The sequence below is a fragment of the Bacillus thuringiensis genome (genome assembly GCF_001182785.1).
In the GTDB taxonomy this organism is placed as follows: Bacteria; Bacillota; Bacilli; order Bacillales; family Bacillaceae_G; genus Bacillus_A; species Bacillus_A thuringiensis_S.
In genome coordinates this window covers 173,945-194,980 of sequence record NZ_CP012099.1, presented here as the reverse complement: position 1 = coordinate 194,980, position 21,036 = coordinate 173,945, and the positions used below count along the sequence as shown (strand labels likewise).

The window sequence follows — 21,036 nt, the reverse complement described above, 5'->3', positions numbered from 1 at the left end:
TCTCTACTAGAAAGGAATAAAGGATATGCCTAACAAACATCGAATTTTATTTATTGGTGCTGGTCGTATGGCAGAAGCTATATTTTCCGGATTACTTAAAACAAGCAAAGAGTACATCGAAGAAATTATCATCTCTAACCGAAGCAACGTAGAAAAGTTAGAACAATTACAAAGGCGATATAATGTGTCTATTACAACGGATTGGAAGCAGCATATTACATCTGTCGATACGGTTGTTTTAGCAATGCCACCTTCTGCTCATGAAGAGTTATTAGCTGAGCTATCTCCGTTAATATCAAATCAACTTGTCGTAACAGTAGCAGCTGGCATTGGACCATCTTATTTAGAAGCTAGACTCCCAAAAGGCACGCCTGTTGCTTGGATTATGCCTAATACAGCTGCTGAAATTGGAAAGTCTATCTCCTTATATACAATGGGACAATCAGTAAACGAGATGCATCAAGAAACCCTGCAACTGCTTTTAAGAGGTATTGGTACTTCGCAACTTTGTACTGAGGAAGAAGTCCATCAGCTTACTGCAGTTACTGGAAGTGCACCAGCCTTCCTTTATTACTTTGCTGAAAGCTTAATTGAAGCAACAAAAAGTTATGGAGTCGATGAAGAAACCGCAAAACATCTTGTCATTCAAATGATTTCTGGCTCTGCTTCTATGCTCGAACAAACGCAAGATCCAGCTAACCTCCGCGAACAAGTAACAACGCCAGGTGGTTCCACAGCTGAGGGTCTCAAAACTTTATACGAATATAATTTTTCAGAGGCAATTCAAAAAGCAGTAGAAGCAACAAACAAAAAAGCTAGGGGGAAATAATATGATTTTAACAAGTTTAAAAGACTATACAACATTACATAACGGTGTAAAAATGCCTTGGTTTGGTTTAGGTGTTTTTAAAGTAGAAGATGGTTCAGAAGTAATTGATTCTGTAAAAGCAGCAATTAAAAATGGCTACCGCAGCATCGATACTGCAGCAATCTATCAAAATGAAGAGGGCGTTGGACAAGCGATTCGTGAATCAGGTGTTTCACGTGAAGAATTATTTATTACCTCAAAAGTATGGAATAGCGATCAAGGATATGAAACAACACTTCAAGCATTTGAAACTACATTAGAGAAATTAGGTCTAGAATATTTAGACTTATATTTAGTACATTGGCCTGTAAAAGGGAAATATACCGAATCATGGAAAGCATTAGAAAAACTTTATAAAGATGGCCGTGTTCGCGCTATCGGTGTGAGTAATTTCCACATTCACCACTTACAAGACGTATTTGAAATTGCTGAAATTAAGCCAATGGTCAACCAAGTGGAATACCACCCACGTTTAGCACAAGAAGAGTTACATGCATTCTGTAAAGAACATAACATCCAGCTTGAAGCTTGGTCACCATTAATGCAAGGACAACTACTAGATAATCCAACGTTACAAGAAATTGCGACAAAATATAATAAATCAACTGCGCAAATTATTTTACGCTGGGATTTACAAAACGAAGTTGTAACAATCCCTAAATCAATTAAAGAACATCGCATTATTGAAAATGCAAACATCTTCGACTTTGAATTAAGTGCTGATGATATGAAAGCAATTCAAGCTTTAAATGAAGATCGTCGCGTTGGTCCAGATCCAGATAACTTTAACTTCTAAGCGAAAAACCACTGCCATATGCAGTGGTTTTTTTATTTAAGAAAACTGAAAATTTAAACTATATTTCATTTGGTTGACACTTCATTGTTCAAGGTGTAAGATTTTGAATTATCAAAGAAACACAAAAATTAATAAAATTTATTCGTTTACTCATTGTATCAAGAGAGGTGGAGGGACTGGCCCTTTGAAACCTCGGCAGCAGGTTCATTTTGAATACTGTGCCACTTCCTGCAAGCTTTATGCTTGAAAGATAGAATGAGGGACTTCGTTTATATACGGGTGCATAACTTGTACATAAAAATCCCTCTTTCTCAATATGAAAAGAGGGATTTTTTATTTTTCATTTCCCTCATCATCATCCAAACTTAATTATTTAGGAGGAAAATCAAATGAAAAAGAAGTTTGTACCCGGTATTGCATCAGTTGTAGGAGTAAGTATTTTATTAACTGGTTGCGGTAGTTATAAAAACGAAGCAAGCGGAGCAAATGCAAAAGACGAGGCACCTAGTAAACAGGTTTTAAATTTATCTTCACCTACTGAAATACGAACAATGGATACGGCCCGTGCTACAGATACTGATTCTGGTCAAGTAATGAGAAACGTATTTGAAGGTTTGTATAATCTTGGTGAAGGTAACAAACCTGTCCCTGGCGTTGCAAAATCTCATGAAGTAAGTGGCGATAAAACGAAATACACATTCCACCTGCGAGATTCAAAATGGTCAAACGGCACTCCTGTTACAGCGAAAGATTTTGTGTTCGCTTGGCAGAGAGCCGTAGATCCAGCAACAGCCTCTGAATACGCATTTCTATTCTTTGATATTAAAAATGCAACAAAAATTAACAATAAAGAACTTCCAGCCGACCAACTTGGTGTAAAAGCAGTTGATGACCATACGTTTGAGGTAGAATTGGAACGTCCTGTTCCGTATTTTATTAGCTTAACAGCGTTCCCAACATTTCTACCAATTAACGAGGAATTCTTTAAAGCACAAGGTGATAAGTACGCTTTAGAAGATAATACAATCTTGTACAATGGAGCTTTTACACTAAGCGATTGGAAGCACGAACAAAGCTTTAAATTTAAGAAGAACCCTACCTATTGGGATAAAGATACTGTCAAACTAGAAGAAATCAATTTTAACGTCGTAAAAGAAAAATCAACAGAAGTAAATTTATTCGAGTCAAAACAATTAGACCGTATAAAACTAACATCTGACTTCGTTGATAAATATAAAAAAGATGCCAACTTTAAAGAACGTCCAAACGTAGGCGTACAATTTTTACGTATGAATCAACAAAACAAAGTACTTCAAAACGTTTCTGCACGCCAAGCAATTGATCAAACAATTGATAGAAAATCCTTTGTAAATACGTTATTAAATGATGGCTCTACACCAACATTTGGTCTCGTTCCAAAAAACTTTGCAAAAGGACCTGAAGGAAAAGACTTCCGTACTGCAAACGGCGATTTAACAAAAGTTGATACAAAATCCGCACAAAAGTTATGGGAAAAAGCTAAACAAGAGCTTGGTTCTGAAAAGATAACATTAGAATTATTAACGAGTGATGCTGACCTTGATAAGAAAACTGGTGAATTCTTAAAAGGACAACTAGAAAAGAATTTAGATGGCTTAACAGTAAATATAAAACCGCAACCGCGTAAGCAACAAGTTTCGCTTTTATTAAAAGGTGACTACGAAATCGGAATTGATGGCTGGAGCCCTGACTTTGCGGATCCAATTACATTCCTTGAGCTATTTACAACGAATAACCCTTATAACTTAGATCATTACTCTAGTAAGGAATTCGATGAAACAATAGCAAAAGTGAAAACAACTTTAGCTGGTGATGAAAAAGCTCGCTGGGAAGCATTACTAGAATCCGAGAAAATATTATTTAAAGACACTGTTATCGCTCCTCTTTACCAAAAAGGCGAATCTTATTTAGAACGTTCTTATGTGAAAGGAATTGTACAAGTAGACTTTGCAGGTCAATTAAACTTCAAGTGGGCAAAAATTGAAAAATAAAGTAAAACCGTAATAAGTGGGGGTTCTTCATCCCCACTTATTATTAGCCCTCACCAATTGTTTTTTTAGCAAAATATATTAAAAGTAGGTTCTCTCACACAAGAGAATCTACTTTTTTAATATATTATTCCAAGAAATTAACATTCTATTTTTATTATTGACATATAGTTCTTTCCAGTGTTAATATTCTAAATAATCAAAGAAACAAAATATTTCACCATCAAAATATAATGTCTACTACGTTGAAACATATAACGATAGATTATAGCTCAACATGTATATACATATAGAACACCTGATTACCTATAAACAAATATTTATAATAGGTTTTATCTCCTTCTATAGCTCTACTTCAAGACATGGACATTATGACGTTACGAACAACACATTTAGGGAGGAACGAACAATGAAGAAAAAAGTTGTACCTGTTGTTGCATCTGTTTTAGGGGCAAGTCTATTACTAACTGCTTGTGGGGGAAATAAAGATAATGCAAGCGGAGCGAAAGCAAACGATAAAATACCTGATAAACAGGCAATTAACTTATCATTCGCTTCAGAAATTCCAACAATGGATGTTGCAAAAGCAACGGATGGGGAATCCATGAATGTAATGCGAAATGTTTTTGAAGGTTTATATGCAATGGGAGAAGATAATAAACCGATTCCTGGTGTTGCTGAGTCGGTCGACATTAGTCCCGATAAAACAAAATATACATTCCATCTGCGTGATTCAAAATGGTCAAACGGTACTCCTGTTACAGCAAAGGACTTCGTCTTCGCTTGGCAACGTGCCGTAAATCCTGATACAGCAGCTGAATATGCATTCTTATTCTTCGATATAAAGAATGCGAAACAAATAAACCAAAAACAATTACCGGTTGATCAATTAGGTATTAAAGCTGTTGATGACAAAACTTTAGAAGTACAACTAGACCGTCCTGTTCCTTACTTCTTAAGCTTAACGACATTCTCAACATTCTTACCAATTAATGAAGATTACTTAAAGTCTCAAGGCAATAAATACGGTTTAGAAACAAATCATTTAATTTACAACGGTGCTTTCACATTAGATAACTGGAAACATGAGCAAAGCTTCCAATTGAAGAAGAATCCTAACTATTGGGATGCTAAAACTGTAAAATTAGAAGAAATCAACTTCAATGTCGTTAAAGATAAGTCTACAGAAGTTAACTTATATGATTCAGGACAAATTGATCGCGTTGCTTTAACTGCGGAGTTTGTTGATAAATATAAGGGCGATCCAAACTTCAAAGAACGCGCTGAAGTTGGCATTCAATTTTTACGACTAAATCAAAAAAATGAAACATTAAAAAATCAACATGCACGCCTTGCTATTAACGGAGCAATGAATAAGAAAGCATACGTAGAAACAATTTTAAATAACGGTGCTGTTCCAGCTGAAGGAATGGTTCCTGCGAAATTTGCAAAAAGTCCTGATGGCAACGACTTCCGTAAAGAAAATGGAAATCTAGTGAAAGATGATGTGAAAACAGCGAAAGAAAACTGGAAAAAAGCGAAGCAAGAACTTGGTACTGACAAAGTAACAATTGAACTCTTAACAAGTGATAATGCTTTAGCTAAAAAGACTGGTGAATATTTAAAAGGTGAACTAGAAAAGAACTTAGATGGATTAACAGTGAATTTAAAACCACAACCACGTAAACAGCAGTTAAAACTACTGTTAAGTGGTGACTATGAAATTGGTATTGATGGCTGGGGCCCTGACTTCGCTGATCCAATTACATTCTTAGATTTATTTACAACAGATAGTGCTTATAACTTCGATAAATACTCTAACAAAGAGTACGATGAGCTCATTCATAAAGTGAAAACAGATTTAGCTGGCGATGAAAAAGCACGCTTTGAAGCAATGAAGCAAGCTGAAAAAATTCTATTACAAGACGGCGCTGTCGCTCCTTTATACCAACAAGGTCGTTCTTACTTACAACGCTCTTTCATTAAAGGACTTGTAACAACTGACTTCGGCGGTGAATTTAACTACAAGTGGACAGAAGTTGCAAAATAATAAGTAATAATAAAAAGGTATCCAATTGAAGGATACCTTTTTATTTTATGCTTCTTTAATTATAGAATTACTTCTCTTTACCATCCCTTTTATACCTATGGTAATTCCTGCTACCCATTTTGTAACTAGTACAATAAGTAATAATACAATAATATTTCTCTCCCAATCAACTTCACCAAATATTATTGTATGATAACCGTCTGTTACGGGAAATCCCCCTAATCTAGTGATAAATATTTGCGTATCAATAATAAGAAGGCAAACAAAAAGATTATCAATTCTCTTCATAGCTCTCTTTTTGCATTGAACCAAAACGCATCATAAATATAAACACAAACATCAAATATGTTCTCCACGTCAAAGAAGGTATATGCCCTGACCAAAGATAGCTAATCAAATAGTTAATCCCCATAATACAAGAAGATACTACTAAACTAATGCTTATGAGTTTTACATATTTGAACATATCTTTTCTCCTTACTTTTCTATCTCTTCAAATTGCAGATTTACCGGCTCTTCTAGGAGTGTTTCATAAAAGTTTTCAGCCAAATCTGTTGAAGGAATTTTTCCATCCACTTCATCAAATCGAATACTATCTAGCCACACACAACCTTCTCCTGATAATAAAACACCAAATGCAATACCAAGCGCTCCTTCTTTTATATCTAATACAACCGAGTACGATTGCCAGTTATTCGTATTTTTAATGGGGCGATTTTGCATATTATCCATAGCGAGCGGTTCTGTATCTTTTCCATCTACTCGCATCCACAATCCTGCCCAATCTCTTACGCTTTCACTCTTAACAAACGCTGTAAAACGTAATCTCTTCCCTACATATTTATCTGCTCGGAACATTTGCATTAATGTTGAAAATCCTCCATGCGTAACATTCTCTTTTGCTTTTATGTATGCAGATACTTTCCCTTGATGGACAACTTCATAATCTAAACCCATCTCATATTCAGCAGGATGACTTCCACTTAAGATCCATCCTTTCGGTATACCTTTTTGCATTGAAACACCCTCTCCTCTTTCTATATAAAATGACTGGAAGTACTTTCGATATTTCTTTGGTGGCAATTGAAACATTCTTTTAAAAGCTCTCGTAAAGGCCTCTTGTGAGGAAAAACCATATTGCATTGCAATATCAATAACAGGTCTTTCAGTCGATACTAAAGCCTGTGCAGCATGAGTTAATCTTCTCTTTCGAATATAATCCGTTACACTCATCCCAATATACCTTTGAAAAATACGATGAAAATGGTACATCGATACCGCACTGCGAGATGCCACTCTTTCTGTTGTAAGCTCCTCATGTAAGTGATTCTCTATATATTCAATTGATTTTTTTATTATCTCTTTATATTCTTCATGCATTTTAGTCCCTCCCTCACAACTTCAATTTACCATATACATACAAATCAGTTTTGATTTAAATTGCGGATTAATCCTTGAAGCTACAAGTCAAAATTTTATTTTCAACACATACATAATTACATGATTTTAGGAAAAACTTGTATAGAACAAATTTACATAAGGAGGAATTTATAATGAGAATTTTACTATCAGTTTTATTAGCTCTTATGCTAGTACCTGCATTAACAGGATGTAAAGCTCCTGCAAAGGAAGACACGACTTCTAATAAAAAGACTACAGAAGAGGCAAAGAATGAAGCCCCTGCTGATTTAAAACTAAATTTCAATGAATTCGATTTAAAGGCAGACTACCAAGATACTAAGAAAGACTACGAAGCAGACTATAAAAATGTAGCAGCTGATAAAAAAATGGAAGCAAAAATTGAAGATCATAAAGCAGATGTAAAATTAACAGGAGATGAGGCTATCACAAAATTAAGCCCACTTCTACAAGAATTAAAATTTGATAAAGATACTCCTGACCAAGAAGTAATCGATCAAGTAGCGAACGTGTTCAAACTTGATAAAGACTACCAAAAATTCGATTTAGAAGTTGTCTTCTCTGATGGAACGAAAAAAGAATACAAAAGAGAAATAAAATAAAGAAGTAGGCGATTGCCTACTTCTTTATTTTTTAATTTTTGCGTATCTTAGTTCTGGACTAGAACCGATAATGAACTGAACACCAGATACTGATGGTTTTTGTAAATATGAAGCACTTGGGAAAATAATTGGGATTAATGGTGAATCTGTAAACATAATATCTTCCGCTTTATGCAATAAGTCAAAACGCTTATCTTCGTTTTGTTCAACTTTTGCTTCTTTTACTAAAGCGTCAAATTCTTTATTATGCCATTTTGCATAGTTATTCGGACCATCACCTGCATATAAATCTAGTTTAGTAATTGGATCTAATAAAGAGCCGCCCCATCCCATATAAGCTAATTGGAAATCACTTTGCTTGTATGTGTCGATGTAACTCTTCCACTCTTTATTTTCTAATTTAATATCTACGCCAAGATTTTTCTTAAACATTTCTTGCATTGCTTCTGCTACTTTTTTATGTTGTGTATCTGTAGTGAATTTTAATGTTACTTCAGGTAATGTAGACCACCCTTGTTCTTTCATACCTTCTTCTAGTAATTTTTTCGCTTCTGCTGGATCAAATTTAACATAATCACCTTTTTCTTTACGGAAATCACGACCACTTTGTGTTTTTGCTCCTTCTGGAACGAATGCATATGCTTCTTGCGCATTATTTTTATACAATTTTTCAACGATAAATTTACGATCAACCGCTAATGAAAATGCTTTACGTACCTTCGCATTTGTAAACGGCTCTTTTTCTACGTTAAACGAATAAATATAAGATGAGAATCCTGCAACACGCTTATATTCTTTATTTCCTTTTTCTTTTTCAATCATCTCTTGTGGTAAACCACTTAGTAAATCTAATTCTTTTGATTTAAATAATTGATACGCTGTTTTAGAGTCTGGAATAATACGAAACTCAATTTCTTTTAGAGTTACCTTTTTATCGTAGTATTCTTTATTTTTTTGTACTGTAATAGCCTGGTTATGCTTCCACTCTTTTAACGTGAATGGTCCATTCGTAATTAACTCTTTTGGATCTGTTTTTAATTTATTATTATCATCAATCGACTTTTTAGCTAATGGAATAAATAATGAGCTTGCTAATTTTTGTTTAATAGAAGCAACTGGATGTTCAAGAGTTACCTTTAATGTTTGAGGATCAACGACTTGAATACCAACTTGTCCCTCTTCACCTTTTCCAGTATTATATGCCTCTGCCCCTTTAATGAAATACATTTCTGTCGCATTCATAGAACCCGTTTTCGGATTTAACAATCGCTTCCATGCAAATTCAAAATCATTTGCCGTAATAGGAGAACCATCTGACCATTTAATATCTTTCTTCAAATGGATTGTATATTCAGTTCCATCAGCATTTACTTCTTCTTTCTCTGCTAATTCATTTTGATATTTCCCATCACTATCTTGCGTATATAAACTTGAAAACAACTGCCCAATTATATAACCTGACGTGCTATCTGTTGCAATAGCAGAATCAAGTGTATATGGATCACTACTAATATTCGTTACTAATCGATCTCCTTCTCCCTTACCGGCACTCGCCTTTTGCGTCTCTTTCTTACCGCAAGCGACCGAAGTAATCGCTAAAACAGTCATAATGACAAACAGTAAAAACTTCTTCATCCTACATTCTCCTTTAACCCGAAATTTTTGGTGTTGATGCTAATAATGTTTTTGTATAAGAATGTTGTGGATTACGGAACACTTCGTCCGTATTTCCAAATTCAACAAGTTCTCCTTTATATAAGACAGCCACTTTTTCACATAAATAGTGAACCATCGGCAAATCATGCGCGATAAATAAATATGTATAGCCTTGCTCCTTTTGAATCTTTTGCAGCAGATGTACAATTTGAATTTGCAATGAAACGTCTAATGCCGAAATTGGTTCATCAAGAATTAATACTTCTGGCTCACATAATAGCGCTCTTGCAATAGCGATACGTTGACGTTGTCCTCCGCTAAATTCATGCGGATATCGATCAATATATCTTCTATCTAATCCAACACGCTCTAGCGCATCACCTGCTACTTTATCCTTCAACCCTTTATCACCTAAACCGAATGAAATATAACCTTCCGTTACGCTATCGCGTACTTTCCAGCGCGGATTTAATGCAGCTGTAGAATCTTGAAAAATGAACTGTACTTTCTGTAAAAACTCTCGCTTATGAGCTGACTTCAGCTTGTGAACGACTTGACCGTTATAATCAATTTCACCAGACGTTGGACTCTCAATCCCTGCTATGAGCTTTCCAAGTGTTGTTTTTCCTGAACCACTTTCACCAATAATGCCAAGTGTTGTTCCTTTCGGGATAGAAAGTGATATGTCTTTTAACGCTGTGATTTCTTTACTTTTACTTCCGTACGTTTTCATTACTTGCTTTACAGTAATTAAATCTGTCGTCATGAGGCATTCACCTTCTCTTTTGATTTCGCTTTATTATGCTCTAGAACATGCTGCCAACAATGTGAACTATGCTCCTTAGAATATGTTGTTCTCTCTGGGAAACGATGAATACATTCTTTTATCGCTACTGGACAACGATTTACAAAAGGACAACCAAAGCTATTTAATGTTTCAATGGAAGGTGTCGTTCCTTCTATAGCACGTAATACCTTTTCGGAATCATCCATATTCGGAATTGCTTGTAATAAACTTTTCGTATATGGATGTTTAGGAGAACCTATTACCTCCTGTATCGTTCCTTTTTCAACGACACGTCCCCCGTACATAACAACTACTCGATCAGCTACTTCACGTACAAGTGCCAAATCATGTGTAATTAATAAAATACTCGTATTTTGTTTTTCTTTTCTTTCTTTTAATAGCCCCATAATTTGTTTCTGAATCGTTACATCTAACGCTGTTGTCGGCTCGTCTGCAATTACAAGCTTTGGATGACAAGCAAACGCAATTGCTAAACAAATACGCTGCCTCATACCTCCGCTTAATTGATGTGGGTACTGTTCAAAGCGTTTCTCTGCTTCATGTATCCCTAAATCTGTTAACAAGTTAATCGCAATTTCCTTTGCTTCTCTTTTCGATTTTTTCTCATGTTGCAAAACTACTTCTGTAATTTGTTTGCCTACCTTCATCGTTGGGTTTAAAGATGAAAGCGGATCTTGAAATATAAAGGAAATATCTTTTCCGCGAATTTGATTCCATTCTGACTCTTGTAAATTCGTTAATTCCTTTGCTTGGAAAGCTATATTTCCATCATCAATATGAATTGATTCTTGATTCAAGCCGATAATGGATTGTGCTGTGACACTTTTTCCTGAACCACTTTCTCCTACAAGTGCAACTATTTCACCTTCGTTAATAGAAAAGGAAACATGTTTCACAATCGCTTGCTTACTATTCTCTTTTTCAACGGCTAACGTTACGTTTTCTAAAGATAAGATTTGTGCCATGTTTTTTCTCCTTTCGATTCCGTTTGACGATTTTTGGATCAATCGCATCTTGCAAACCATCACCAATTGCATTAAATGCGAACATAATGAGTGCAATCATGATTGCCGGGAAAAATAGCTGCCACCATTCTCCGCTCAATAATGTCCCAAGTGCATCATTCGTCATCGTCCCCCAACTTGCCGCTGGTGATTGTACTCCAAGTCCTATAAAGCTTAAAAATGATTCTGAAAAAATAGCTGCTGGAATTGTAAATGATAAATTTACGATAATAATCCCTGTTAAATTCGGAATTAAATGCCCATATATAATTTTCATATGTGATGTACCTAATCGCTCTGCTGCAATAACAAACTCTCGTTGTTTTAAAGACAATACTTGTGCTCGAATGAGACGAGCCATTCCAATCCATCCCGTTAATGCAAGGGCGATAATAATGGTGAAAAGACCTGGTTTCATAACAATTAATAGTAAAATAACAATTAATAAATATGGGATGCCGTATAATACTTCAATTCCTCTTATAATCCACTCATCAATTAACGTTCCAAGGCGATTACGCCCTCTCACATATCCACTAAATCCACCAATCAGTACACCAAGCCCTATATCGAGGGCAGCTGCTACTAATCCAACTGTTAGTGAAATCTTCCCACCAGCCCAAGTACGTGCCCAAATATCTCTCCCTAGATCATCTGTTCCAAACCAATGTTCACTACTCGGCGGTAAATTTGTTGCCTCTTTTACTTGTTCACTCGCAGTAAATGAAGTTAAACTTTCGCCAATAAGCGAGAAAACAATAATTAGCAATAACGTCACTGTTCCTAACACTGCGATTGGATTCGATATAAACTTACGAAACACTTCTTTCTTTCTGCTAATCGTTTGCTGATTTTTATTTATCGTTAATTCTTTTTTCTCTTCTTTCGTTAATAACTGTTCATTAATTTCATAAGCTCCCATTTAAATATCCCCCCTCCTTATGTAATAGAACGAATACGCGGATCAACAATGCGGTGAATAATATCTGTAATGAAAATACAAGCAATTAATAATGCACTATAGAAAATCGTTGTTCCCATAATCACCGGATAGTCTCGGTTAAAAATACTATCTACGAAATATTTTCCTAGGCCAGGAATTGAAAAGATTTTTTCAATAACGAAAGTCCCTGTTAAAAGTCCAGCCATTAACGGTCCCACAAATGTAAGTACTGGAACAATCGCATTTCGAAGAGCATGTCTTATAATAATCTTCTTAATTGGTATACCTTTTGCTCTTGCTAGCTTAATATAATCACTCTGCAGTACTTCGATCATATTAGAACGAACAAACCTTGTAATAACTGCAATTGGCCCTAACGCTAATGCAAAGGATGGCAATACCGTATGTTCGAATGTTCCCCAAGAGGCTACTGGTAAAAACTCAAATTGGATAGCAAATACTTGTATAAATAGTGGTGCTAAAATAAAACTTGGAATAGAAATACCTAGAATTGCGAGCAAACTCACACTATAGTCAATTACTCTCCCATGATATAGAGCAGCAAATGTCCCTGCCGCAATTCCTACCAACAATGAAATAACAAGTGCTTGTAGACCAATAATTGCTGATGGACCAAAGCCAGTTGTTATAATTTCTGATACACCTTGCCCGGTTGATTGAACAGATTCACCAAAATCAAAATGAACTACACCGTCTAAATAAGCAACATATTGATTCCATAACGGTTCATCAAGGTGATACTTCGCTCTCATGTTTTGGATCACTTCTTCAGGAAAGATTTTTGCATCTGATGAAAATGGATCTCCCGGAATAATATGCATAATTAGAAATGTCACTGTCGTAATAACCCATAGTGTGAACACCATAACCGATAATTTTTTAATTACATACACTTCAATAACCCCCTAAACACATGAATTTACTTTGTTTTATGAATGTACTTTTTCCATTACTCCCTTTTCTCTTTTTAGAATACAAAAAGCCTTGATCTTAAAAAATAAGATCAAGGCTTAACAAACAAAGGCCCATCACTTATCTTTCAAGACTTGCTTGCTGGAATTAGCACGGTGTTCCTATTACAGAACCCGCTGCTGAGGTGTCATAGGGCCAGTCCCTCTACCTCTCTGGATAAGTAAATTGCTATATTATTATTTGGTTCAAATTGTATATTTCGAATTATAATTCTGAAAAATTGAAAAGTCAATCAAATTGGATAAATTTAGAAAAATCAGTTTTTAATTCTTTTATCGAAATTACAGTTTTCGGCTTATCATAACAAGAAATGATGTTAAAGGAGTTATAAGATGGATCCCTTACTTCTTGCTACTATAGGATTATCCTTAACTATCGTTATACTTGTCATCATCGGCTTCTATAAACTCTTTATTAAAAAGAAACGTATCACTTCTTTCTTATACCCCTTTCGATAATATTACCGGGCAAACTATTTCCGAATTTCACGAAGAACAGAATATATTAGTATCCGAGGATGCAGACGGAGATGGTAAGAAGAAAAAATAACCTTGCACAGGCAAGGTTATTTTTTCGTTTCTGCTTGAAAACGTTTATAGTATGTCGATGCTGTTGCAAAATTAATTTCTATATCACGAATCAACGATGAATCTTCTTCTTTAGCTAACTTCTGTAATTTTTTCATCGCTTGTTCCGATTCATTCAAGAAACCAACATATACTTCATGTTCTTGCTCTTTCGACTTCGGCACACGAATTTCTTTACGTATATGATCAATATCTTCTAACATGCTCGTTGTTACCTTTTGCACATCTTCTTTATATGTAGCATTCGTTATTTCCTTACCGCCCTTTTCTTTTGCCACTTCAAATAACTGCAGTGCTTTATTAATTTCTTTATTCATTTTTATATCGTATTTTTCATGTACTGCAAGGTATTCTTTCATCTCTTCTGTTTGTTCAGCAGATTGCTCTACCTTTTCTTTCGTTTCTTTCGTATCTTTATTTCCATTACACCCTGCTAGAAGGAGCATACTTCCCATTACAGCAATACCCAAAACCTTCTTCATCTCTTCTTCTCCTTTTATCTACAGCTATTACTCATTATAGTTTCTTTTATCTCCACTTGTTATTATACCGAGAACGCCCTACTTTTTACACTTAAGACGACATCGTAATATATATACCAACATGTTTGTCACAGTATCGTCACTTTATACAAATAACTTTTGCAATGCTTTACTACATCACCTTACAAAACTGTAAGCACACATAAAGAACAAACCATGCTAGACTTACATATGCATAACGCAAACATATGTAAGTTTTTAAGGAGAATCATCTATGTACAACACAATGCCTTTTATGGGAGAAGATATTCGTGTCCTTATTCGCGAAAAATCACTTCATATCGAAAATACAGAGAGCCTTCGCCGCGTATTAAAGAAGAAGCATGCTCCATTTAAGTTAGCTCAATATTTAAAACAACAACATACAAATCAATTTCATACCGTGCTAAATATATCGGATAAATCATTAACAATCGAAATCATCGGTCATGTCTACATTGGAAACTTCGCAGATATCTTAAAAGAAATCCCACGTATACCGAAGATTGCTCCTATTATCGTTAAAAAAGCGTATAAAATTACGGACCATACCGATATTATCGACTGCGGGGAAAAAGAAGTCGATAGTAATCGCTGGGTGTGGGATAAACTTGCTGTTTTATATGATACGATCATGAATAATATGTATGAGGTATTTCAAAAAAATGAAAAAAAGAACTGATTCAAACATTCCCTTTGAATCAGTTCTTTTTTGTTAAGCCTCTAAATTTTGTCTTTGTTGCAGTTCAAACTGCTTCTCACTTCTTCTGGCCATAAATAGATAACATAATACTGCTCCTACTTCACAAAGCGCAATAACAACACCCATCGGTAACGCTGTATTACTCCCACCAATACCTACTAGAGGTGCAACAAGCGCTCCTGAAATGAACTGTAATAAGCCTAATAAAGCTGATGCTGTTCCTGCAGCTTGTTTTTGATTTCTCATCGCTAATGAGAACCCAGTTGTTGATACCACCCCGACACTTGATACAACAAGGAATAACGAACATAAAACACCGATTAAACCTATTCCTAGTACGATTGTCAGTAGTAAAGATAGGCCACCAACAGCTGCGATAATAATACCAGCAACAAATAATGTCTTCTCATTCACTTTCCCCGCTAAACGACCCGTTATCTGACTAGCAATAATAATACCGATGCCGTTAATCGCAAAGAATAAACTAAATTGCTGTGGCGATGCTCCGTATATGTTCTGCAACACAAATGGTGAGCCCGAAATGTATGCAAACATTGCCGCTGTTACTAATCCTTGTGACAATGCATATCCCATAAACAGACGGTCCTTTAACAATTTTCCGTACGTCGCCAAAGTCCCTGACAAACCACCCGTTTCTCTTTCTTCAGGAGGTAATGTTTCACGCAATACAAAAGTAGCTGAGATTAACATGAATACGCTAATTGCTCCAAGAACGATGAAAACACCGCGCCACGTTGTAAACTGTAATAATTGCCCTCCAATGATTGGTGCCAAAATAGGTGCTGCTCCGTTTACTAACATAAGCAGTGAGAAAAACTTCGTCATTTCAGAACCTGAGTACATATCACGTACCATTGCACGTGATATAACAATCCCGGCTGATCCTGAAGCTCCTTGTAGGAAGCGCAATAATACTAATGTCCAAATAGATGGCGCAACAGCACAAAGTAAAGAAGAAGCAATATAAATAATAAGAGCAATAATAAGTGGTTTGCGTCTTCCGTAAATATCGCTAATTGAGCCAACAAATAATTGTCCTACTGACAACCCAAGCAAACAAGCTGTTAATGTAAGCTGCGCTAGGGATGCACCTGTTTGCAAGTCATCCGTTAACTTCGGTAATGAAGGCAAATACATATCAATAGATAATGGCCCAATCGCCGTAAGTGTTCCTAATACAAGAATCATCCATAACCTGTTTGCCTTTACAGGTTTATATATTTCGTGATTAACTTCATTCACTTTTTCAATTCACCCTTTCCTATATACACTGAATCGTAACAATTATAGTTACATCATAAACATACGTCAAGTACAGCGCATTTTCCTCTTTCATAATGTAAAAAAAAGCGATAGAAATTCTATCGCTTTACTTTTTCACATTGCTATTCGTAAATTTAGATACCGAGGCCATCATCTCTCCTGTATCTAAATATGTAATTTGAATTGGGTCTCCTACTTCTGTAAACATAGCATACGGGAATTTCTTCACCGGTATCATAAATACCTTTTGTTCATTCTCTAAAAGTACGTACACGATTGTATTTTCACCTGATTTCTCTTTATATACACGTTGTACAATACCTTCTTTTTGCGCTTCTTTTCCTGTTGAGGTTGGTCTAAAGGTATCACCATTACCACTCATTACGTTTTTATAATTCTCAAGCGCTTCTTTCTGCGAAGAACCTGTCGCAAATATTTTTGCATTAGCAGCATATACAACTGTATGTGCACGTACTAGGCCTCCGTCATCAACAACCGGAATAATCCAAGCTGGTTTTCCGTATACGTTATAAATGACAGGCATTGTCCCATGCCATTTCTCTCTCTTAAAGGAATTATCTACTACTTCTGTAGCTGCTGAACCATCCATAATCCCCTTTACTTCTTTTCCATTATAGTAATATAGCTTGCCTGTGCGTGCATCTACTAATGAATAGCCTAGGGCTGAATCTACTCCTTCTTTTGGAGAAGTAAAGTCTGTAAAATAATACAGTGTTCCATCTTTACCAAAGATCGGGGTCACGCCTTCTTTCGTTCCCCACTCAGTCGGAATTTTCATATCTGTTTGTGAGAATTTCGTATTCCAAAATCCGTGAATATATTTACCAAAGTACGTATTTAACGTAGATGCAGTCTCATGATTTAATACACCATCAACAAATTTAGGTGCCTTTCCTTTATTATATCTTTTCACTTCACCTGTTTGTGCATCTACTACGACAACACCTTCTACCTCAAATCCAGATCTTCCTGAAATAAATTCACCATACGTCATTGTATAATATGGTTTTCCTTTATCATCAACCTCAAATTTAGGTTTTCCTTTAAAGATTAAATTTGGTTCTGCTTGCCTTACCACACGCTCTAACTTATTACCAAAAAACATGCTTGGCACATATTTCATTTTATAACCGAGGTGCAGTTTCGCTTCCGCATCAGGATTCGTACCTGACATCGTTACATACCCTGGAATTGTCTCAGCTTTACGCGCTTTAAAAAATCCTGAAACTTCAATTGGCGCTACATATAAAGCTTCGCCGTTTACCATTTGTGGCGTTAATTCTCCTAGCTCAAAATAAGCTACTTTCGGAATATCACCAAATACTTTTTTCATCTTATTCTCCGCTGTCTTTGGCGGCACTGTAAACGGCTGGTCATTTTCAGTAAATGGCTCTGAAATATCTTTCTCTACCTTAACAACAGAATCATATTTCTTTTGCGAGATTACTATATCGTGCAAATAACCAAAGTAGCCGTAACTTGCGAGTAAAATAAACATTAGAAGTCCTTTTAGCGTACCTTCTAATTTCCCTATTTGATCTTGTGAAAATAAAACAAGCCCAATTAAAATTGCTACTGCAACAGAATAATGAGTAAGAATCGAATCTACTCGATCATCAATTAGCCAAAAGTATTCATAGATTGCAATACCTATCCAAAATAAAACAGGAATAACTAAAATAGATGATTTCTTACCCTTTACAACCTTCTTATCTCCCTTCTTATCCACTGCTCGAAGCTTACTACTGCTTCTTGTCCATGGAATCAAAAACAAAGTAAGAATAGCTAAAACTACAAATTTCATCAAAGGCACTGTCCCCTTTTCTTTTGTATTCCCTTTTAGTATAACAAATAAAGGGTATTAAGGTGAAAATAGGAATAGTTATATTTTTTTACTACTTAATACAATCCCGCTCACTACATATAGAATAGATGCAATATAAAAAATTGTACCAATCGTAAAGAAATCTACTAAATATCCCGTGGCAATAACCGCTACTGCTCCGCCAATGGATGTCCACACATGGTATTTTCCAATCTCATAACCAGCCTTTTCCTGCGCAACCTTTCGTGCTAATGAAGTCTTCTCAGTATTACGCTGCACAGCACCTAAAACTCCCATTACAATTTGAAGAATATACACATGCCATACTTCCGTGGCAATCGGAAAGCAAAGCATTAAGATTGCCATGGACCAAGCGTATATTATTAATAATTTTTTATCCCCTACTTGATCAGATATCTTTCCCACTAGTGGATATACAAGTGCTGATGTTAAAGCAAATAAGCCATACGCCCAGCCAAATTGCGAGAAGCTATTTCCAACGTTTCGAAGCAATAATATATAAAAAGGAAATACCATACTTCCTGCCATCATGATGATACTTTGCGAAGCCACAAATCTTCTATATGTCATTTCGTATACTCCCTATAAAATAAATTCACAAATCTCTCTTCTGAATCTACTTCCTTCTTTTTCTTGAGAAATTCTTCAATACGAGGATATGCCCTCTTTAACTGCTCTTTCGTTGGATAAGAATAATACGGCAAATAGTAACTACCGTTATGCTTTAAAGTAACATCAATCATCTTCCGAATGACATCCTCTGTTTTCTTTATCTCACTCTCTGAGCGTCCCTGGTTAATCAAAAGAACCAGCGCAAACATATCATCTTTCGCATAGGACAAAACTGCATTTTCATTCTTTTCCACGTAACGAATCGTAATGTTGAGTAAATTAAACTCTTCTTCATTTAATGCGTTACGTAAATCATCTATATACTCCGTGAAAGCATCTATAGGCACAAAGTATTCTTGTAACACTTCGGTCCTATTTGGATTTTCATATTCCATAAAAGCACTATCTGATCTCATAACATTATTACGCGTCTCATACTTTCCATCTGTACGTTCAAAATAACCTCTTTGTATATCCCAAAATGTATTCTTTCCCCAATCACTATAACGTGATAACCCAAGTAAAAATTTAGGTGCAGCTATAATATTTTCTTCCTTTAATTCACTGTACTCTTCTCTCATATTTTGATTTTGTGCCAAAGTATAATCCGTCACATACATCTCTTTTAAAAATGAATTTGGAGCAACAGAAATACGCGCTAAGTGCATACGAACATTCTCATCTCTTTTCACTTTCTCTTTGAAATAAGATGCGTATTCTTTATAATCTATCATTCTCGTGTGCATTTCATATAATTCATCATCTGTTAACTTCAGCGTCACATCTAAAATAACTCCAAATAAACCGTAACCACCAATGACATATGGAAATAACTCTACATTTTCTTCTCTACTTACATTACATACCGTGCCATCTGCCATTAACAATCTGAATGACTCTACTGTATCAATTAGTGCCTCATGACGAATATCACGCCCGTGTACATTTACACTTAATGAACCACCAACAGTAAAAATATTTTGAGACTGCATGACCTGTACCGCAAGGCCATATGGATTTATTTTCTTCTGAATATCATTCCACGTGACACCACTTTGAACTGTAATCCGCTTCTTCTCTGGATCGAATTCTAATATTTTATTATATCCTTTCATATCGAGCATCGTGCCATTCGGATAATATGTCTGTCCTCCTTGGCTATGTTGCATGCCTGCAATGGAAATTTTCTCTCCTGAAACTTTTGCATCTCGCACTAATTTTATTAACGAGTGCTCTTCCGTAGCACTTTCAACACGTTTTATTTTTGTCGGAAGCAATTTACCTACATCACTCATAATAGGATGATCAATTTGTTTTTTATACGTATGTACAGACGTTGCAAGCAAAACCGTATATGCGACAATGACCACTGCTATCTTTCTTTTTTTCAAAGGACACTCTCCTTATTAGCAACAAAAAGAGATACCCGTTCTTTCAGGTACCTCTCTTGACAGTGATTACTTTGCTGCTGGCAATTGTATTGGATCAAATTTATCATACGATGTAAACTTTGCATCCGTAATAATGTGCGCTTTATCCTTACCATTGCTACTCATAACCATATCTATCTTTGCTGATTCATATTTAAAATCTTTTGTAATAATATATTCCCCATCTATTTCTTCTATCTTTGCATTTTGGCCTTGTAGCATTTGTTTCTGCTTTTCATCCATACTAGCTAGCATACTCTCTGTCTCTTGCCCTTTTAATGCAAACTTCAGTTTATAATTATCTCCACTTTTCTCCATCTTTACTTTATTTAAAATTTCCGATGGAATCTCTAAATTATCTACCATTCCTTGAGTCGCGTTCATTCCGTTAGCATTTAATTGTTCCTCTGGTACAGACATCACTTCACCCGTATTAGGATTTTTCACCTGACCAGCAATTTTGCCACCTACATCATAAACAATAACCTCTGTACCAGAAACATTCATTTCAGAACGAGAGTTTTTTTTCTTCGGCTCTAGTTGCATTTTGGCCTTCATTACATTCATCTCTGTTCCTTCAGCCTTTATTCCCACATCATATGTCATCGTTACATTTTCTTCGTTTTTAAAAGCTTCATTCGCTTTATTGAAAACATCCTTCGCTGTTAATTCCTTTTCTTTCTGCACAGCTTCTTTTTTCGGTTCATCAGTCTTTTTTGTTTCCTCATTACTACACCCTACTCCTAGACCGACTGCAAGTACTAGACTTGAAATTAAAATAAGTTTTTTCATAACGTCCCCTCCTTCCCAAAAATAATATCATCTCTATTCCTATGAAATCTATATAATTCGTAATATTTATCTTT

At 35.5% G+C, this 21,036-nt stretch carries 20 protein-coding genes, 1 pseudogene and 2 riboswitches; of the genes and pseudogenes, 7 read left to right on the top strand and 14 right to left on the bottom strand.

All coding sequences use genetic code 11. The annotated features are described in order from the left end of the window. Window positions 1-25: 25 nt before the first annotated feature. The 4 genes from proC (at window position 26) to AC241_RS01100 (ending at window position 5,741) form a co-directional block, all read left to right on the top strand. Window positions 26-829, top strand: a complete 804-nt coding sequence (gene proC / locus AC241_RS01115) for a pyrroline-5-carboxylate reductase (RefSeq protein ID WP_029441444.1) — start codon at window positions 26-28, stop codon at window positions 827-829. Between the two features lies 1 nt (window position 830). Beyond that, entirely contained in the window at window positions 831-1,664 is an 834-nt protein-coding gene (locus AC241_RS01110; RefSeq protein WP_000604196.1) for an aldo/keto reductase, read from the top strand. 152 nt (window positions 1,665-1,816) lie between these two features. Next, window positions 1,817-1,921: riboswitch (SAM riboswitch) on the top strand. Window positions 1,922-2,053: 132 nt separating this feature from the next. Further along, entirely contained in the window at window positions 2,054-3,694 is a 1,641-nt protein-coding gene (locus AC241_RS01105; RefSeq protein WP_050842413.1) for a peptide ABC transporter substrate-binding protein, read from the top strand. A gap of 406 nt (window positions 3,695-4,100) precedes the next feature. Beyond that, a complete protein-coding gene (locus AC241_RS01100) occupies window positions 4,101-5,741 on the top strand; it encodes a peptide ABC transporter substrate-binding protein (protein WP_050842411.1) in 1,641 nt (546 codons plus the stop codon). Between the two features lie 45 nt (window positions 5,742-5,786). Here AC241_RS01100 and AC241_RS01095 read toward each other — a convergent pair whose 3' ends face one another. The 3 genes from AC241_RS01095 to AC241_RS01085 are packed head-to-tail and all read right to left on the bottom strand — an operon-like array spanning window position 5,787 to window position 7,121. After that, on the bottom strand, window positions 5,787-6,029 hold the full coding sequence (locus AC241_RS01095) for a hypothetical protein (RefSeq protein WP_043937310.1): 243 nt from the start codon (window positions 6,027-6,029) through the stop codon (window positions 5,787-5,789). Beyond that, window positions 6,016-6,207: a hypothetical protein gene (locus AC241_RS01090; RefSeq protein ID WP_050842409.1), complete on the bottom strand. Its 192-nt coding sequence runs from the start codon at window positions 6,205-6,207 to the stop codon at window positions 6,016-6,018. Before AC241_RS01090 ends, AC241_RS01095 begins: the two co-directional genes overlap by 14 nt. An 11-nt stretch (window positions 6,208-6,218) precedes the next feature. Then, window positions 6,219-7,121, bottom strand: a complete 903-nt coding sequence (locus AC241_RS01085; RefSeq protein WP_029441440.1) for a helix-turn-helix transcriptional regulator — start codon at window positions 7,119-7,121, stop codon at window positions 6,219-6,221. 173 nt (window positions 7,122-7,294) lie between these two features. Here AC241_RS01085 and AC241_RS01080 point away from each other — a divergent pair, with 173 nt between their 5' ends. Beyond that, complete coding sequence (locus tag AC241_RS01080) at window positions 7,295-7,762, top strand: YusW family protein (RefSeq protein ID WP_016083988.1); 468 nt, start codon at window positions 7,295-7,297, stop codon at window positions 7,760-7,762. Between the two features lie 24 nt (window positions 7,763-7,786). Here AC241_RS01080 and AC241_RS01075 read toward each other — a convergent pair whose 3' ends face one another. From AC241_RS01075 to AC241_RS01055, 5 genes are read right to left on the bottom strand one after another with little or no spacing between them, the layout of a single operon-like run. After that, window positions 7,787-9,397 (bottom strand): peptide ABC transporter substrate-binding protein, encoded by a 1,611-nt coding sequence (locus AC241_RS01075; RefSeq protein ID WP_029441439.1) that lies wholly within the window; start codon window positions 9,395-9,397, stop codon window positions 7,787-7,789. 13 nt (window positions 9,398-9,410) lie between these two features. Continuing rightward, the gene (locus AC241_RS01070; protein WP_016083990.1) at window positions 9,411-10,184 is read right to left on the bottom strand and encodes an ABC transporter ATP-binding protein; all 774 of its coding nucleotides are present in this window, start codon (window positions 10,182-10,184) and stop codon (window positions 9,411-9,413) included. Beyond that, a complete protein-coding gene (locus tag AC241_RS01065) occupies window positions 10,181-11,191 on the bottom strand; it encodes an ABC transporter ATP-binding protein (RefSeq protein ID WP_000057270.1) in 1,011 nt (336 codons plus the stop codon). The genes AC241_RS01070 and AC241_RS01065 overlap by 4 nt, the downstream gene beginning before the upstream one ends. Next, window positions 11,148-12,152 (bottom strand): ABC transporter permease, encoded by a 1,005-nt coding sequence (locus AC241_RS01060; protein WP_016083992.1) that lies wholly within the window; start codon window positions 12,150-12,152, stop codon window positions 11,148-11,150. The genes AC241_RS01065 and AC241_RS01060 overlap by 44 nt, the downstream gene beginning before the upstream one ends. A gap of 17 nt (window positions 12,153-12,169) precedes the next feature. Then, the gene (locus tag AC241_RS01055) at window positions 12,170-13,087 is read right to left on the bottom strand and encodes an ABC transporter permease (protein WP_000289326.1); all 918 of its coding nucleotides are present in this window, start codon (window positions 13,085-13,087) and stop codon (window positions 12,170-12,172) included. A gap of 136 nt (window positions 13,088-13,223) precedes the next feature. Further along, window positions 13,224-13,329: riboswitch (SAM riboswitch) on the bottom strand. A gap of 169 nt (window positions 13,330-13,498) precedes the next feature. On the opposite strand from AC241_RS01055, the pseudogene AC241_RS01050 reads away from it, so the two are divergent. Further along, window positions 13,499-13,715: pseudogene (locus tag AC241_RS01050) on the top strand (DUF3951 domain-containing protein). A gap of 16 nt (window positions 13,716-13,731) precedes the next feature. Here the strand turns inward: AC241_RS01050 and AC241_RS01045 are convergent. Then, window positions 13,732-14,235, bottom strand: coding sequence for a hypothetical protein (locus AC241_RS01045; RefSeq protein WP_029441438.1), 504 nt, complete (start codon window positions 14,233-14,235; stop codon window positions 13,732-13,734). Window positions 14,236-14,509: 274 nt separating this feature from the next. Between AC241_RS01045 and AC241_RS01040 the strand changes: the two genes are divergently transcribed. Continuing rightward, the gene (locus AC241_RS01040) at window positions 14,510-14,956 is read left to right on the top strand and encodes a hypothetical protein (protein WP_050842407.1); all 447 of its coding nucleotides are present in this window, start codon (window positions 14,510-14,512) and stop codon (window positions 14,954-14,956) included. 33 nt (window positions 14,957-14,989) lie between these two features. Here AC241_RS01040 and AC241_RS01035 read toward each other — a convergent pair whose 3' ends face one another. The 5 genes from AC241_RS01035 to AC241_RS01015 form a co-directional block, all read right to left on the bottom strand. Beyond that, window positions 14,990-16,249, bottom strand: coding sequence for a multidrug effflux MFS transporter (locus tag AC241_RS01035; RefSeq protein WP_224414082.1), 1,260 nt, complete (start codon window positions 16,247-16,249; stop codon window positions 14,990-14,992). A 118-nt stretch (window positions 16,250-16,367) separates the two neighbouring features. Next, the gene (locus AC241_RS01030) at window positions 16,368-18,086 is read right to left on the bottom strand and encodes a DUF3981 domain-containing protein (protein ID WP_050842405.1); all 1,719 of its coding nucleotides are present in this window, start codon (window positions 18,084-18,086) and stop codon (window positions 16,368-16,370) included. A 78-nt stretch (window positions 18,087-18,164) separates the two neighbouring features. After that, the gene (locus AC241_RS01025; RefSeq protein ID WP_029441435.1) at window positions 18,165-18,698 is read right to left on the bottom strand and encodes an MFS transporter; all 534 of its coding nucleotides are present in this window, start codon (window positions 18,696-18,698) and stop codon (window positions 18,165-18,167) included. Beyond that, window positions 18,695-20,131, bottom strand: coding sequence for an FAD-binding oxidoreductase (locus tag AC241_RS01020; RefSeq protein WP_050842403.1), 1,437 nt, complete (start codon window positions 20,129-20,131; stop codon window positions 18,695-18,697). The genes AC241_RS01025 and AC241_RS01020 overlap by 4 nt, the downstream gene beginning before the upstream one ends. Before the next feature lie 66 nt (window positions 20,132-20,197). Then, window positions 20,198-20,962 carry a DUF6612 family protein gene (locus AC241_RS01015; protein ID WP_016083999.1) on the bottom strand — a complete coding sequence of 255 codons (765 nt, stop codon included), beginning with the start codon at window positions 20,960-20,962 and terminating at the stop codon, window positions 20,198-20,200. Window positions 20,963-21,036 lie beyond the last annotated feature (74 nt).